This window comes from Nocardioides sp. NPDC057767 (assembly GCF_042798275.1).
Taxonomy (GTDB): domain Bacteria; phylum Actinomycetota; class Actinomycetes; order Propionibacteriales; family Nocardioidaceae; genus Nocardioides.
This window is the reverse complement of record NZ_JBHVKJ010000091.1, coordinates 1-13,803: the sequence shown is the minus strand read 5'-3', so window position 1 is coordinate 13,803 and position 13,803 is coordinate 1. Positions and strand designations below refer to the sequence as shown.

Sequence of the window (13,803 nt, the reverse complement as noted above, 5' to 3'; positions counted from 1 at the left end):
CACCGAGACGATGTGGGACATCGCCTCGATGTCGAAGCTCTTCACCGCGACCGCGATCCTCCAGCTGATGGAGCAGGGGCGCCTCGACCTCGAGGCGCCGGTGGTCACCTACCTGCCCGAGTTCGCGCCGCACGGCAAGGACGTGATCCTCGTGCGCCACCTGCTCACCCACGTCTCCGGACTGCTCGCCGGCCCGTCGCCGTCGCTGTGGGCGGGTTACGACACCTACGAGGAGCGGGTCGCGGCGATCATGGACACGACGCCGACGCACGCCCCCGAGCAGATCTACCGCTACTCCGACATCAACCTGATCACGCTCGGACTGCTGGTCGAGCGACTGTCGGGGAAGAAGCTGGACGCCTACGTACGCGACCACATCACCGAACCGCTCGGCATGCGGGACACGATGTACAACCCGCCCGCAGACCGCCTCGACCGGGTCGCCGCCACCGAGTATCAGCCGTGGGCGGGACGGCCGATGATCCGCGGCGAGGTGCACGACGAGAACGCCTGGGCGCTCGGCGGTGTCGCCGGCCACGCGGGAGTCTTCTCGACCGCCGTCGACATGGCCAGATTCGGCCAGATGTTCCTCAACGGCGGTGTCTACAACGGCACCAGGATCCTGAAGGAGGACACCGTCAGGCTCTCGCTGCGCGATTACACCGGCGCCCGGTTCACCAGCTCACGCGGCCTCGGCTGGGAGCTCGCCACGACCTGGTACCACGGCCCGATCTGGTCCCCGGTCTCCTTCGGTCACACCGGCTACACGGGCACCAGCATCGTGATGGACCCGATCGGCCACCAGCTCGTCGTGCTGATGACCAACCGCGTCCACCCCAGTCGCGACTGGGGCAGCAACAACCCCTCCCGCCGTGCCGTCTCCGACGCACTGGGCATGGCCTCGGCCGTCCGGCCCGCGAGCGGACGTACGTCGTGGTTCTCGGGCCGCACGAACGCGAAGAAGGCGACCCTCGACGTGCCGCTCGCCGCTACCGAGGACGCGCAGCTGCGCTTCGACTACTGGTTCGACACCGAGCCGCGCTACGACTTCGGCCGGCTGCAGTACTCCACCGACGGCACCACCTTCAGCCCCCTGCCGTGGGCCCTCGAGGGCGGCGACTGGAGCTGGGAGACCAGCGAGGCGGTCAACGGCTACGGCGGTCGCCGGTGGCTGCGCGGGCATGCCGACCTCCCCGCGGGCACCACCGCGGTCAGGTGGACCTACGAGACCGACTCGTCCTCCCAGGGCCGCGGGATCTACGTCGACGGCATCGTGGTGCGGCAGGGGTGGCGTACGTTGTTCGACTCCTCGCGCCCCGGCGACGAGGCACGAATCGTCGCCGACGGCTGGGGTCTCAGCGACAGGTGACATGTCACCGATAGCCTCTGGCGGCATGACGCAGCCGCAGCAGCCTAATCCGTTCCTGGTCAACCAGCTTCGCGACGAGGCGGACGCCAGGGCGCTCGTCACCAAGGCCGTCGAGTCGAGCTCACCGGGTGCGCCGCGGGGGATCCTGGACGCGATCCGCGACCGGCTCGTGGACCTCGGGCCCGAGCTGGTGGCTGTCTCCCACGACCTCGCCGAGCACCCGGAGACCGGCTTCGAGGAGCACCGGAGCTCGGCCGGACTGGCGGAGTTCGTCGAGGCTCACGGCATCGAGGTCGCCCGTGGCGCCTACGGCCTCCCGACCGCTCTCTACGCCTCGGCGGGCGGCGCGAAGGACGGACCGACGATCGCGGTGCTCTCCGAGTACGACGCGCTTCCCGGCATCGGCCACGGCTGCGGCCACAACCTGATCGCCACCGTCGGTGTGGGGGCGTTCCTGGCCATCGCGAGCGTGATCGACAAGCTCGGCGGGCGCGCGATCTGGCTCGGCACGCCGGCCGAGGAGGGCGGTGGCGGCAAGGAGTTGATGGCGCAGAAGGGCGCCTTCGACGGCGTCGACGCGGCGATCATGGTCCACCCGTTCACCTACGACACCTCGGAGCCGGTCTTCCTGGGCCGCAGGCAGCTCAAGGTGACGTACGTCGGCGTGCCGGCGCACGCCTCGATCCAGCCCTTCATGGGGCGCAACGCCCTGGACGCGGCCAACCTGCTCTACACCGGCGTCGCGCTCAACCGGCAGCAGATGCCGCCGACCGACCGGGTGCACGCGATCATCACCGACGGTGGCCTTCGCCCCAACGTGATCCCGGAGCACGCCACCGTCGAGTTCTACGTACGTTCTGCTTATCCCGAGACGCTCAAGGTCCTCTCCCAGCGGTTGGAGGAGATGGCGATGGGAGCGGCGCTGATGACCGGCTGCGGGGTCGAGTTCAGCTGGGACGAGGCGCCGGTCTATCTGCCGATCCGTAACAACAGCGGTCTCGCGCAGGCCTGGAACCGCCGCTACCAGGAGCGCAACCACACCGTCCTCGCGCCCGGTGTCGTCCCGGACCTGCTCGCCGGCTCCACCGACTTCGGCAACGTCTCCTTCAGGGTCCCCGGGCTGCACGCGATGGTCAAGATCGCCGAGCCCGACGTGTCCCTGCACAGCCGCGAGTTCGCCGCTGCCGCGGTCACGCCGTACGCCGACGAGGTGCTCGTCGATGCCGCCTACGGTCTTGCCGGGGTGGCTGCCGACTACCTCTCCGACGCGAGGCTGCGCGAGACGGTACGCGAGGAGTTCGAGGAGGCCGGCGGAGCGGTGGACGTTACCGAATTTTTCGGCTGATTAACGGTTGATGACGATTCGGCGGCGGTAATCCTGTTACCTCTTCACAATCGGAACCCGAAGGGGCATTGTTCCCTTCGTCGATCACTGAGATGGGGAGCCCCGCAATGCCTCGTAACACCCGAAAGCTTCGCCCCGCTGTGGCCGTTGCCGCTGTCGCTCTCGCGGCCGCCGCAGTCGCCACTCCGGTCGCGACCTCTGCCTCGGCGCAGGCCAGTTCGGACAGCGCCGGAAAGCACCTGGTCGATGTCCAGCTGCTTTCGTTCAACGACTTCCACGGCAACCTCGAGGCGCCGTCGGGTTCGAGTGGTCGCCTGATCACCGGCCACCACATCGACCCGACCACCGGCAAGCCGGCCGACGACACCGTCAACGTGGGCGGCGTGGAATACCTCGCCTCCCACCTGGAGGAGGCGCGCAAGGGTCACGCCCGCTCCCTGACCGTGGCCGCGGGCGACCTGATCGGCGCCTCGCCGCTGCTCTCCGCCGCGTTCCACGACGAGCCTTCGATCGAGGCGCTCAACATGCTCGGCCTCGACGTGACCGCGGTCGGCAACCACGAGTTCGACGAGGGCTACAAGGAGCTGCAGCGCATCGACGCCGGCGGCTGCATCGACGACGGCGACGGCAAGGACAACCAGAACTCCTGCGCCGCGCACGAATACCAGGGCGCCGACTTCGACATCCTCGCCTCCAACGTGATCGAGGACGCCAGCGGCAAGACGATCCTGCCGGCCTACTCCATCAAGGAGGTCGACGGCGTCAAGATCGGCTTCATCGGCATGACCCTCGAGGCCACCCCCGACATCGTCACCGCCGAGGGCGTCAAGGGCCTCACCTTCAAGGACGAGGTCGAAACGGCCAACGCTCTCGTGCCCGTGCTGAAGAAGAAGGGCGTCAAGGCGATCGTCACCCTCATCCACGAGGGTGCCAACCTGCCGAAGGAGAAGTGGACCGACCCGGCCACCGGCAAGGTCTACGACGTCAACGCCCGCTACGACTACACCTGCGAGGGTGGCGGCGAGCTGGTCGCCGGTTCGCCGATCGTGCCGATCGCCCAGAACCTCGACCCCGAGATCGACATGCTGGTCACCGGCCACACCCACAACCCCTACGTCTGCGACGTACCCGACCCCGAGGGCAAGTCCCGCCTGGTCACCTCGGCCTCGTCCTTCGGTCGGCTCTACACCGAGACCAACCTGAAGTACAACCTCAAGTCGCGCGACATCGTCCGCTCCTCGGTCAAGGGCTCGAACCTGCTCGTCACCCGTGACATCACCAGGGCCTCGGAGCAGACCACGCTGATCAACACCTACAAGGAGCTGGTCAAGCCGATCGCCTCCCGGGTGCTCGGCTCGATCACGACCGACGTCAAGCGTGACCAGAGCCCTGCCGGTGAGTCCGCGCTCGGTGACCTGATCGCCGACGCCCAGCTCGCCGACCAGTCGACGGTGATCAACGGGCAGGTCCCGGTGATCGCGTTCATGAACCCGGGCGGCATCCGCGCGGACCTGACCGCGACCACCTCGCCCTACGGCGAGGCCGTCGGTGAGGTCACCTACGACGAGGCGTTCAACGTCCAGCCGTTCAACAACTACCTGGTCTCGCTGACCATGACCGGTCAGGACATCTACGACCTGCTCACCGAGCAGGTCACCGGCGCCAACGCGGCCTCGCACAAGATCCTCCAGGTCTCGAAGGGCTTCTCCTACCAGATCAGCCCCACGGGTCCGGTCGATGGCTCCGTGATGCTGAACGGTCAGCCGATCGACAAGGCGGCGTCCTACCGGGTCGTGACCAACAACTTCCTGCAGGGCGGCGGCGACGCCTTCGCGGCCTTCACCAAGGGCACCGACCCCTACTACGGCGGCCTCGACATCGACGCCTTCTCCGCCTATCTGGAGGCCAACTCGCCCTACACCCCGGGCGCGCTCGACCGCATCACCGGAACCCACTGAAGGAAGCACTTCTTTCGTACCCAGCGGGCCCGTCCAGCTCTGAGCTGGTCGGGCCCGCTGTGCTGTCAGCCGTTGGGGCTCGCCGGCAGCCCGGCGACGAGCGTCGCGGCGGACGAGGCCGCCGCGGTGATCCGGCTCTCGGGGATCCCGCAGGCGCGGAGGCAGGTCGACGCGATGGCATCGGCCGTCTCCTCGTCGATCGTCACGCCGATGCTGCGGAGGCTGGTGGTGACCTCGACCAGGTGGATGAGCATCTCGCCGAGGTGGCGCGGCTCGGCCGCCTGCGCCCCGGCCTGTGCCGCGATCCGTCCGTAGGCGCCGGCGAGCTCGGCTCGGATGCTCCGGAAGGCGTCGAACGCCTCGCTGCTGGTGACGTCGGGGTGGGTGGCCAGCACGCCGATGTTGTCCGGTGCCTCGGCGAGCGTGTGAAGGTCGACGAGCACCAGCGCGTAGAGCGCCGTCTCGGGACTCTCGGCCGCGGCCTGCTCGATCTGCTCGACCCGGTCGACGGTGGGTCGGACGGATCGCTCCAGGAGCTCGGCGAGGATCTCGTCCTTGCCGGTGAAGTGGTAGTAGAGCGAGGCCTGCCTGATCCCCACCTTCTCGGCGATCTCGCGGGTGGAGGTGGCCGAGAAGCCCTGGGTCACGAACAGCTGCGCGGCGGCATGGAGGACCTGCTCACGAGGTGGGCCCGCCGTGGTGGTGGGAATGAGACGTGGTCGTCCGGGTTGGGTTCGTCGGATGCTCATCGAGGCACTGCCTTCCTGTCGACGTCGACCCCGGAACCAGTAGAGCATAATATTTCGATTCAGCCAACCATGATGTGCATCTGGACGCGAGCTATGCACATGGGGCAGGATGGCTCCGTCCGTTCCGTCGAAGGAGGATGCCGCTGTGTCCCGCCCCAGCCGTCGAGCCCGTGAAGCGCTCACCGAGGCCCTCCGCGACACCCGCCGAGCCGCGGGCCTGACCGGCTCCGACCTGGCAGACGCCCTGGGATCGGGCTGGTCGCAGCCGAAGGTGTCGAAGATCGAGTCGGGCCGACAGGCGGTCACCGAGGCCGAGGTCAGGGCCTGGGCGGCCGCGGTGGGTGCCGACCAGGAGATGCTGCTCGCGCTGCGCGCCCGCGCTGACCAGGAGCAGGCGGCCTTCCGCGACGCTCGTCCGGCGGGTGGAGGTGCGGAGCCGCCCCACGAGGCCTACGCCGCGACCGAGGCGGCCGCGACGGTCCTGACGAGCTTCCAGCCCCACAGTGTCCCCGAGCTGCTCCAGACCCCCGACTACGCCCGCGCCCTGTTGGCCCTGGCGGGCGGCTCCCGCGACCAGGATGTGGATCACGAGGACGTCTCCACCGTGATCGCGGCGAGGCTCAGGCGCTCGGCGATCCTCTACGAAGGCGGCCGGTCGATCACGATCCTGGTCGGCGAGGCGGCCCTCCACCATCTGGTGGGATCGCCCGGCATCATGCGCGCCCAGATCGATCACATCGCCAAGCTGGCGACCACGACCCAGGCCACCATCGGGATCGTCCCCTTCGAGAGCTTTCCCGTCCTGGTCCAGCACGGCTGGGACCAGCGCGACCGGATCGTCACCGTCGAGACCAGCGCCGGCGACCTCGAGATCGCCGACCCGGTCGAGGTCGCCCGCTACGAGCGCTGGACCCAGCTCCTGCTCGAGCACGCGCTGACGGGCGCGGCCGCCGCCGACCGATGCGCCCGGATCGTCAGCGACCGGGGTAGGTAGTCGGCGCCGCGCGACGACCACGAATAGGACACGGCAGCTGCTCCGGTAGACTCCCGGCGGGCCGTTAGCTCAGTTGGTAGAGCAGTGGACTTTTAATCCATGGGTCGTCGGTTCGAGACCGACACGGCCTACCAGGACAGACCCTCGCCCGGTCCTCGGGCGAGGGTCTTGTGCTGTCGGGACTTCCCTGTCGTGCGTTCCGAAGAGCGGCCGTTTCAGGGCTCTGTTGCCCAACCTTCACCGCTTCGCACGTAAAACGATCGGCGAAGGGGGGTTCGCAGCGGCCCACGAGTTGCTAATGTCACTCCCGCAACAGGTGCAAGTTCCAGAAGGTCTGACGCCTGCGGAGTTTGTGATCCAACGGCGTTTCTGCTCTGTGCTCGCCCGGACCCCGGTCCGGGAAACACAGGTCGGAGCGACGTGTCACCCGCCCCTGATGCGGGGCTACCGAACCTGGTGGCCTCTCGCCCCGACTAAGGAGTAACGAGCAGATGGCTCAGGGCACCGTTAAGTGGTTCAACGCCGAGAAGGGTTTCGGCTTCATCGCGCAGGAGGACGGCGGCGACGACGTCTTCGTGCACTACTCGGCGATCCAGACGCAGGGCTACAAGTCCCTGGACGAGAACCAGAAGGTCGAGTTCGACGTCACGCAGGGTCCGAAGGGTCCGCAGGCGGAGAACGTTCGTCCTCTCTGAAAGTAAGACGATCTCGGGTTCGGCGTGAGCCGACACTGATCATCTGCAACGAGGCCCCAGCCCTTCGGCTGGGGCCTCGTGGTCTGATTGGGGCCCGCTCAGGCTTCTGTGTCACGCTTGATGTGACAACTTTTGATGGTTCTTGGTGGATCAGCGCGCAGATCCACCAAGACTGGGCGATGATGTGAAGACGAGCTTTTCCAGGTGACGTGAGGAGGCGGCGGGCGTGGCTGATCAGTTCGATGTGACGCTGGAAGATCCTGAGCTGCTTCTCGAGGTCGAGCTCACCACCAACCTCATCGTCGCCGCCAGCGAGTCCGAGGATCACCTCTCCCAGGAGGAGATCGACCGCATCCTCGGGATCATCCCCTAGGGCCGCCCAGGCCTTCAGCAGGTCGCGAAGAGCAGCGGCCCGTTCGCCAGGTCGGAGAGCACCGCCGTACCGTCCTTCGGTCGCAGCTGCATGGTGACGACCGCGTCCTCGGCCGCGACCTTCCCGAGCTCGAACCGCTCGTCGAACGTGCCGCCCTGGCCGGGCGCCGGTCCGACGGCGAGCTTGGCCCGGGTGTCGGCATTCGTACGCGCCTGGTCGTCGTTCTCGAACGACATCGCCACACGTACGTCGCCGTTCCGCTCGGCCGCCATGGCGAAGCCCGCGATCGGGTTGAGGTCGCCGGCGGCGTCGATGAGGCCGTCGGCCTGGTCCTGGTCTGCGGCCGAGGCTCCGCCCAGCCCGATCTCGCTGCAGGTGAAGTCGCCGTCGTAGACGAACGCCGACAGCGGGTCGCCGAGCCGGTCGGCCGCGTCCGTCATCGGCTCGTGCAGGTCGCCGTCACCGAGGCTCTCGACCTGGTCGCCCAGGTAGCGACGGCCGTCCGAGGCCAGGATCAGATCGCGTTCGGGTACGAAGGCGATGTAGGTGACCTGCGGGGTGATCGTCGAGTCGATGCCGGAGTCGGTGAAGGAGGAGAACGGGACCAGGGTGCCGTCCCAGACGCCGCCGTCGGCCGGATCGTCCTCGGGAGCGGTGAAGCCCATCGAGGTGAGCTGGTCGACGAGGTGATCGGCGTCCATGTCCTCGAGGTGCCCGATCATCAGGGCCCCCTCGGTCGATTGCGTGTAGAGCTCCCAGTCGAGGGTCGCCGGCGACCACCCGAAGTGCTGCTGCAGCAGGCCGGAGGCGTCGGGCAGCACCGAGGTCGAGGTGAGGTCCTTCGTGTAGGCCTCGTCGATCATCTCGTGGACCTCCTCCGGCGTGGAGTCGGCATCGAGATCGGCGCCGACGCTCTCGCGGATGGCTGCCCAGTCGGTGAACGAGACCCGGGTCGCCTCGGCCGGCGCCAGCCGCAGCGCCTCGTCGAGATCGCCCCCGCGGGTCGCCCACGCCCGGGCCAGGAAGACGACCAGGGCAACGACGACGACGCCCACCGCGATGGTCAACAGGGGGTGGGCGCGTACGACTCGGGATGATCGACCGGCCCACATCCGGGGACCGTCGAGAAGCTGGGGGGTGTGGAGCATCCCGACGAACCTTAGACGAACCGGTAGCCCATCCGACATACCCTGTGCCCATGCCCGAGATCCCGGCCGCCGGCGTAGTGGTTTTTCGCGAGCACCAAGACCTGCCCGAGGTAGTGCTGGTCCACAGACCCAAGTACGACGACTGGTCCTTCCCCAAGGGCAAGGTCGATCCCGGCGAGACGGTGCCGGTGGCCGCGATCCGTGAGGTGCGCGAGGAGACCGGTCTTCGGGTCGCCCTCGGCCGCCCGCTGCGGAGGCAGCGCTATCCCGTCGAGGCGGGGCAGAAGGTGGTCCACTACTGGGTGGGCCGCACCGCCATCGGGGCCGACGACGACGTCGACGGCTACCAGATCAACGACGAGATCGACGAGGTCGAGTGGATGTCGGTGGAGAAGGCGCGCGAGCGGCTCACCTACCCGCACGACCGGGAGACGCTGCAGCAGGCCTCGGACGTACGTCACCCCACCACGCCCCTCGTGATCCTCCGCCACGCCTCGGCCCTCGGTCGTTCGGCCTGGTCCGGTGAGGACCAGGCGCGGCCGCTCGACGACACCGGTCGGGCCCAGGCGGTCACGCTCGCCGGGCTGCTGATGGCCTACGACATCCGCCGGGTGATCACCTCGACGAGCGTCCGCTGCACGCAGTCCGTCGCGCCGTACGCCGGGCTCGCCGGCATCGCTCCTGCGCAGATGAGACTGCTCAGCGAAGAGGGCGCGGAGGGAGGTAGCGTGTCGGCCTTGGCCGCGGACGTCCTGCGCGATCTGGCCGTTCCGACGGTGATCTGCACGCACCGACCGGTGCTGCCGTGGATCTTCGACGGGCTGGGCGTGCGCGACCCGAAGCTGGAGAAGGGCGAGCTGATGGTCCTGCACGTGCAAGAAGGTGAAGTGCGAACTGCTGAGGCATTTCAGGCCTGACAGAGGCTTGAGGCCGACCTGTTCATCTCCTGTGCCCGGAACTGACACTGATTTGCCACCGACTTTGTGTTCCTCGTTAAGCCTGCGTTCACCTTCACCGAGTTTCCCGTCCACCTCGGGTCCCTACGGTCATCGCGACAACTCCGAAACGACTGCTTCATCAATCAGGAGACTTGCGTGAACACCACCTCGCTGCGCCGGGCACTCGTCCCGGGCATCACGGCTGCGGCCCTTGCTCTCGCTATCAGCGCCTGCGGCGCCGGCAACGAGCCCAAGAGCGGCGGCGGCGAAGAAGGCTCCCTCTCGGGCACCATCAAGGGTGGCGGCGCTACCTCGCAGGAGAAGGGCCAGGCGGCTTGGGTCGCCGGCATCCAGGACGCGAACCCGGACCTCAGCGTCGTCTACGAGCCGGTCGGTTCCGGCTCCGGCCGTGAGGGCTTCATCTCCGGCGGCTACCTGTTCGCGGGCACCGACTCCGCTCTCAACGACGACGAGGGCGAGCTGACCGGCGCGAAGGAGAAGTGCGGCGGCGACCCGATCCAGGTCCCGGCGTACGTCTCGCCGATCGCCGTCGTCTTCAACCTCGAGGGCGTCGACGAGCTCAACCTCGACCCCAAGACCCTTGTCGGCATCTTCTCCGGCAAGATCACCAAGTGGAACGACCCGGCGATCGCCGCGACCAACCCGGACGCCAAGCTGCCGGACTCCGCGATCACCCCGGTCCACCGTGCCGACGACTCCGGCACCCAGGAGAACTTCACCGAGTACCTGGCCGCTGCCGGTGGCTGGGCCGAGGAGCCCTCGGGTGAGTGGCCCGCCTCGATCAAGGGCGGCGAGGGCGGCGACGGCACCTCCGGTGTCGTGACCGCCATGCAGGGTGCCGGCTACATCGGCTTCATGGACGAGTCCGCCGCTCGCGAGAACGACCTCGCCACCGTCAAGATCCAGGTGGGTGAGGAGTTCGTCGAGCCGTCCGCCGACGCCGCCGCGAAGATCCTGGGCGCCTCGAAGTCGGCTGGTCTGAACGACAACGACATGGCCGTGGAGCTCGCCCGCGACACCACCGAGGCCGGCGTCTACCCGGTCGTGCTGGTCTCCTACCTGCTGGCCTGCCCGACCTACGAGAACGCCGAGGACGCGGCCAACGTGAAGGGCTACCTGGAGTACATCCTCTCCGAGGAGGGCCAGCAGGTCTCGGCCGACGAGGCCGGCACCGCGCCGCTCGACCGCGAGACCGCCGACAAGGCTCTCGACCTCGTCGGCTCGATCAAGTAAGTGCCGACTAGTCTGACGTGATCGCCGTTCGGGCGGTGGCTGCGGCCGCCGCCCGTACGGCTGTCTTGAGAACCGAAACAAGAAAGTCGAGGAATGCCTTGTGACTGTCGCCGCTGACCCCGGCGCCGACCCTGGCGTTGATCCGAAGTCGGAGCTGTCCGGCCGTGGCTCGGTGGGTGATGTCGTCTTCCGAGGCCTTGCCGTAACCGCCGCCTCCCTGATCCTGGTGGCGCTGGCAGCCGTCTTCATCTTCCTGGGCATCGAGGGCATCCCGGGCTTCAACGTGGACGAGCAGCACTACGCCGGCCAGGGCTCGTTCCTGGGCCTGGTGGTGCCGCTGCTGTTCGCCACCATGTACGCGGCTGTCCTGGCCCTGATCATCGCGGTGCCGTTCTCCGTGGCGATCGCGCTGTTCATCAGCCACTACGCGCCCCGCCGGATCGCGACCCCCGTCGCCTACGTGATCGACCTGCTCGCCGCCGTCCCGTCGGTCGTCTTCGGCCTGTGGGGTGCGGTCGCGCTCGGCCCGTACCTGGTGCCGGCGCACGCCTGGCTCGCGAGCAACCTTGCCTGGCTGCCGTTCTTCGACGGCCAGCCCTCCGGCAACGGGCGCACGCTGTTCACCGCCTCGATCGTGCTGGCCGTGATGATCCTGCCGATCATCACCTCGATCTGCCGCGAGGTCTTCGCGCAGACGCCGCGGCTGCACGAGGAGGCAGCGCTGGCGCTCGGCGCCACCCGTTGGGAGATGATCCGCTACGCGGTCTTCCCCTACGCCCGCTCGGGCATGGTCTCCGCGGTCATGCTCGGCCTCGGCCGGGCGCTGGGCGAGACCATGGCGATCGCGATGATCGCCTCGCCGAAGGTCGTGATCTCGCTGTTCATCGTCGGCACCAACAACCCGCAGACCATCGCGGCGCACATCGCGCAGGGTTACAAGGAGAGCACGCCCGACCGGCTGTCGGTGCTGATCGCGACCGGCCTCGTGCTGTTCGCCTTCACCTTCCTGATCAACGCGCTCGCCCGCTGGATCGTCGCCCGAGGGAGGGCCAAGTGAGTAACACCGACCCTTCGACAAGCTCAGGACACCGCCTCTCCAACGAGGAGACGAAACTGTCCCACGCCACGCTCCCGCGTGGTGCCCAGTGGCTGGTCGGCATCGCGGCGGTCGCTCTGGGCGGCCTGGCCCTGGTGCTCGGGATGAGCATCGTCGGCGCCGTCGTCATCGGCGTCCTCGCGTTCCTCATCGGCTACCCGCTCTGGGCCCTGCTGGTGGAGAACAAGCGCTCGGCGACCGACAAGCTCGTCACCGGCCTGGTGTGGACGGCCTTCGGGGTCGCGGTCATCCCGCTGATCTGGCTGGTCTACATGGTCATCGCTCGCGGTGCCGCCACCATCAACCCGGAGTTCCTGACCTACTCGATGCGCTCGGTCACCGGCGACGAGCAGGGCGGTCTCTACCACGCGCTGACGGGCACCCTGATCGTCACCGGCATCGCTGCGCTGATCTCGATCCCGATCGGCATCATGACCGCGATCTACCTGATCGAGTACGGCAAGGGCAACCGCCTCGCCAAGGCGATCACCTTCCTGGTCGACGTCATGACCGGCATCCCGTCTATCGTCGCGGGTCTGTTCGCGTTCGCGCTCTTCACCCTGCTCGTCGGGCCGGGCACGCGCTTCGGCTTCGGCGGCGGTGTCGCGCTCTCGCTGCTGATGATCCCGACCGTCGTCCGCTCCACCGAGGAGATGCTCAAGCTGGTCCCCGACGACCTGCGGGAGGCTGCGTACGCGCTCGGTGTGCCGAAGTGGCGCACCATCACCCGGATGGTGCTCCCGACCGCGATCGGCGGCATCGTCACCGGTGTCGTGCTCGCGATCTCGCGCGTGATCGGCGAGACCGCGCCGCTGCTGGTCGCCTCGGGCTTCAACCCGAACATGAACACCAGCGCCTTCGACGACAGCCCGATGATGACCGTGCCAGTCTTCATCTACACCCAGCTGTCCGAGGCCACGCAGAAGGGCGTCGAGTACGCCTGGGGTGGAGCACTGGTGCTCTTCATCCTCGTCATGGTCCTCAACCTCATCGCCCGTATCGTCGGCACGATCTTCGCCCCCAAGACCGGGCGCTAGGAGAAACACATGTCCATTCAAGTCAAGGACGCCAGCATCTTCTACGGCGACTTCAAGGCCGTCGAGGACGTCTCCATGTCCATCAAGCCGAAGTCGGTGACGGCTTTCATCGGCCCGTCCGGCTGCGGCAAGTCGACCTTCCTGCGCACCCTCAACCGCATGCACGAGGTCATCCCCGGTGCGTACGTCGAGGGCAAGATCCAGATCGCCGGCCAGGACATCTACGGCCCCAACGTCGACCCGGTCGCGGTTCGCCGCAAGGTCGGCATGGTGTTCCAACGGCCCAACCCGTTCCCGACGATGTCGATCTACGACAACGTGCTCGCGGGCAACAAGCTGAACTCCAAGCGGATCAAGAAGGCCGAGGCCGACGCGATCGTGGAGAAGGCGCTGCGTGGCGCCAACCTGTGGAACGAGGTCAAGGACCGTCTCGGCAAGCCCGGCATGGGTCTCTCCGGTGGCCAGCAGCAGCGGCTCTGCATCGCCCGTGCGATCGCGGTCCAGCCCGAGGTGCTGCTCATGGACGAGCCGTGCTCGGCGCTCGACCCGATCTCGACCGCCGCGATCGAGGACCTCATCCACGAGCTGAAGTCCGACTACACGATCGTGATCGTCACCCACAACATGCAGCAGGCTGCTCGTGTCTCCGACGACACCGGCTTCTTCAACCTGAAGGCCGCCGGCCAGCCGGGCCACCTGGTGGAGTTCAACCCCACCAAGCAGATGTTCACCAACCCGGACAACCCGGACACCGAGGCGTACATCTCGGGTCGCTTCGGGTAGACAAACGCCGAGTCGGCTCATCCTGACGAGAAAACCCGCCGAGTCGGCGCGTCATGACCTGTCC

Annotated in this window: 13 protein-coding genes and 1 tRNA gene; 12 read left to right on the top strand and 2 right to left on the bottom strand. The window is 67.8% G+C overall.

What is annotated here, in order from left to right; genetic code table 11:
* The 3 genes from ACFVDI_RS27350 to ACFVDI_RS27340 all read left to right on the top strand — a co-directional run.
* The coding region (locus ACFVDI_RS27350; protein WP_378912052.1) for a serine hydrolase at nucleotides 1-1,369 on the top strand (1,369 nt) is incomplete at its 5' end.
* Nucleotides 1,370-1,394: 25 nt separating this feature from the next.
* Nucleotides 1,395-2,714, top strand: coding sequence for a M20 family metallopeptidase (locus ACFVDI_RS27345; RefSeq protein WP_378912051.1), 1,320 nt, complete (start codon nucleotides 1,395-1,397; stop codon nucleotides 2,712-2,714).
* A gap of 107 nt (nucleotides 2,715-2,821) precedes the next feature.
* Nucleotides 2,822-4,672 (top strand): bifunctional metallophosphatase/5'-nucleotidase, encoded by a 1,851-nt coding sequence (locus tag ACFVDI_RS27340; protein WP_378912050.1) that lies wholly within the window; start codon nucleotides 2,822-2,824, stop codon nucleotides 4,670-4,672.
* Nucleotides 4,673-4,737: 65 nt separating this feature from the next.
* Here ACFVDI_RS27340 and ACFVDI_RS27335 read toward each other — a convergent pair whose 3' ends face one another.
* Nucleotides 4,738-5,421: a TetR/AcrR family transcriptional regulator gene (locus ACFVDI_RS27335; protein ID WP_378912049.1), complete on the bottom strand. Its 684-nt coding sequence runs from the start codon at nucleotides 5,419-5,421 to the stop codon at nucleotides 4,738-4,740.
* A 145-nt stretch (nucleotides 5,422-5,566) separates the two neighbouring features.
* Between ACFVDI_RS27335 and ACFVDI_RS27330 the strand changes: the two genes are divergently transcribed.
* From ACFVDI_RS27330 to ACFVDI_RS27315, 4 genes are all read left to right on the top strand, one after another.
* Nucleotides 5,567-6,415, top strand: a complete 849-nt coding sequence (locus tag ACFVDI_RS27330; protein ID WP_378912048.1) for a helix-turn-helix domain-containing protein — start codon at nucleotides 5,567-5,569, stop codon at nucleotides 6,413-6,415.
* A gap of 58 nt (nucleotides 6,416-6,473) precedes the next feature.
* Nucleotides 6,474-6,549 (top strand) — tRNA-Lys (locus ACFVDI_RS27325).
* Nucleotides 6,550-6,906: 357 nt separating this feature from the next.
* A complete protein-coding gene (locus ACFVDI_RS27320) occupies nucleotides 6,907-7,110 on the top strand; it encodes a cold-shock protein (protein ID WP_134720686.1) in 204 nt (67 codons plus the stop codon).
* A gap of 226 nt (nucleotides 7,111-7,336) precedes the next feature.
* Nucleotides 7,337-7,483, top strand: a complete 147-nt coding sequence (locus ACFVDI_RS27315) for a hypothetical protein (RefSeq protein WP_165111317.1) — start codon at nucleotides 7,337-7,339, stop codon at nucleotides 7,481-7,483.
* A 14-nt stretch (nucleotides 7,484-7,497) separates the two neighbouring features.
* Here the strand turns inward: ACFVDI_RS27315 and ACFVDI_RS27310 are convergent, their stop codons facing one another.
* Nucleotides 7,498-8,631, bottom strand: coding sequence for a hypothetical protein (locus ACFVDI_RS27310; protein WP_378912047.1), 1,134 nt, complete (start codon nucleotides 8,629-8,631; stop codon nucleotides 7,498-7,500).
* 50 nt (nucleotides 8,632-8,681) lie between these two features.
* Here ACFVDI_RS27310 and ACFVDI_RS27305 point away from each other — a divergent pair, with 50 nt between their 5' ends.
* The 5 genes from ACFVDI_RS27305 to pstB all read left to right on the top strand — a co-directional run bounded on the left by ACFVDI_RS27305 (nucleotide 8,682) and on the right by pstB (nucleotide 13,739).
* On the top strand, nucleotides 8,682-9,548 hold the full coding sequence (locus tag ACFVDI_RS27305) for an NUDIX domain-containing protein (protein WP_378912046.1): 867 nt from the start codon (nucleotides 8,682-8,684) through the stop codon (nucleotides 9,546-9,548).
* A 177-nt stretch (nucleotides 9,549-9,725) separates the two neighbouring features.
* Nucleotides 9,726-10,823: a phosphate ABC transporter substrate-binding protein PstS gene (locus ACFVDI_RS27300; RefSeq protein ID WP_378912045.1), complete on the top strand. Its 1,098-nt coding sequence runs from the start codon at nucleotides 9,726-9,728 to the stop codon at nucleotides 10,821-10,823.
* Between the two features lie 100 nt (nucleotides 10,824-10,923).
* Entirely contained in the window at nucleotides 10,924-11,880 is a 957-nt protein-coding gene (gene pstC, locus ACFVDI_RS27295) for a phosphate ABC transporter permease subunit PstC (protein ID WP_378912044.1), read from the top strand.
* The gene (pstA, locus tag ACFVDI_RS27290; RefSeq protein ID WP_378912043.1) at nucleotides 11,877-12,956 is read left to right on the top strand and encodes a phosphate ABC transporter permease PstA; all 1,080 of its coding nucleotides are present in this window, start codon (nucleotides 11,877-11,879) and stop codon (nucleotides 12,954-12,956) included. The genes pstC and pstA overlap by 4 nt, the downstream gene beginning before the upstream one ends.
* 9 nt (nucleotides 12,957-12,965) lie before the next feature.
* Nucleotides 12,966-13,739: a phosphate ABC transporter ATP-binding protein PstB gene (pstB, locus tag ACFVDI_RS27285; protein ID WP_378912042.1), complete on the top strand. Its 774-nt coding sequence runs from the start codon at nucleotides 12,966-12,968 to the stop codon at nucleotides 13,737-13,739.
* Nucleotides 13,740-13,803: the final 64 nt, after the last annotated feature.

Coding starts and splice junctions, on each gene's coding strand:
- ACFVDI_RS27305 (WP_378912046.1), top strand. CDS start 8,682: ATGCCCGAGATCCCGGCCGCCGGCGTAGTGGTTTTTCGCGAGCACCAA.
- ACFVDI_RS27345 (WP_378912051.1), top strand. CDS start 1,395: ATGACGCAGCCGCAGCAGCCTAATCCGTTCCTGGTCAACCAGCTTCGC.
- pstB (WP_378912042.1), top strand. CDS start 12,966: ATGTCCATTCAAGTCAAGGACGCCAGCATCTTCTACGGCGACTTCAAG.
- ACFVDI_RS27335 (WP_378912049.1), bottom strand. CDS start 5,421: ATGAGCATCCGACGAACCCAACCCGGACGACCACGTCTCATTCCCACC.
- ACFVDI_RS27310 (WP_378912047.1), bottom strand. CDS start 8,631: ATGCTCCACACCCCCCAGCTTCTCGACGGTCCCCGGATGTGGGCCGGT.
- ACFVDI_RS27320 (WP_134720686.1), top strand. CDS start 6,907: ATGGCTCAGGGCACCGTTAAGTGGTTCAACGCCGAGAAGGGTTTCGGC.
- ACFVDI_RS27340 (WP_378912050.1), top strand. CDS start 2,822: ATGCCTCGTAACACCCGAAAGCTTCGCCCCGCTGTGGCCGTTGCCGCT.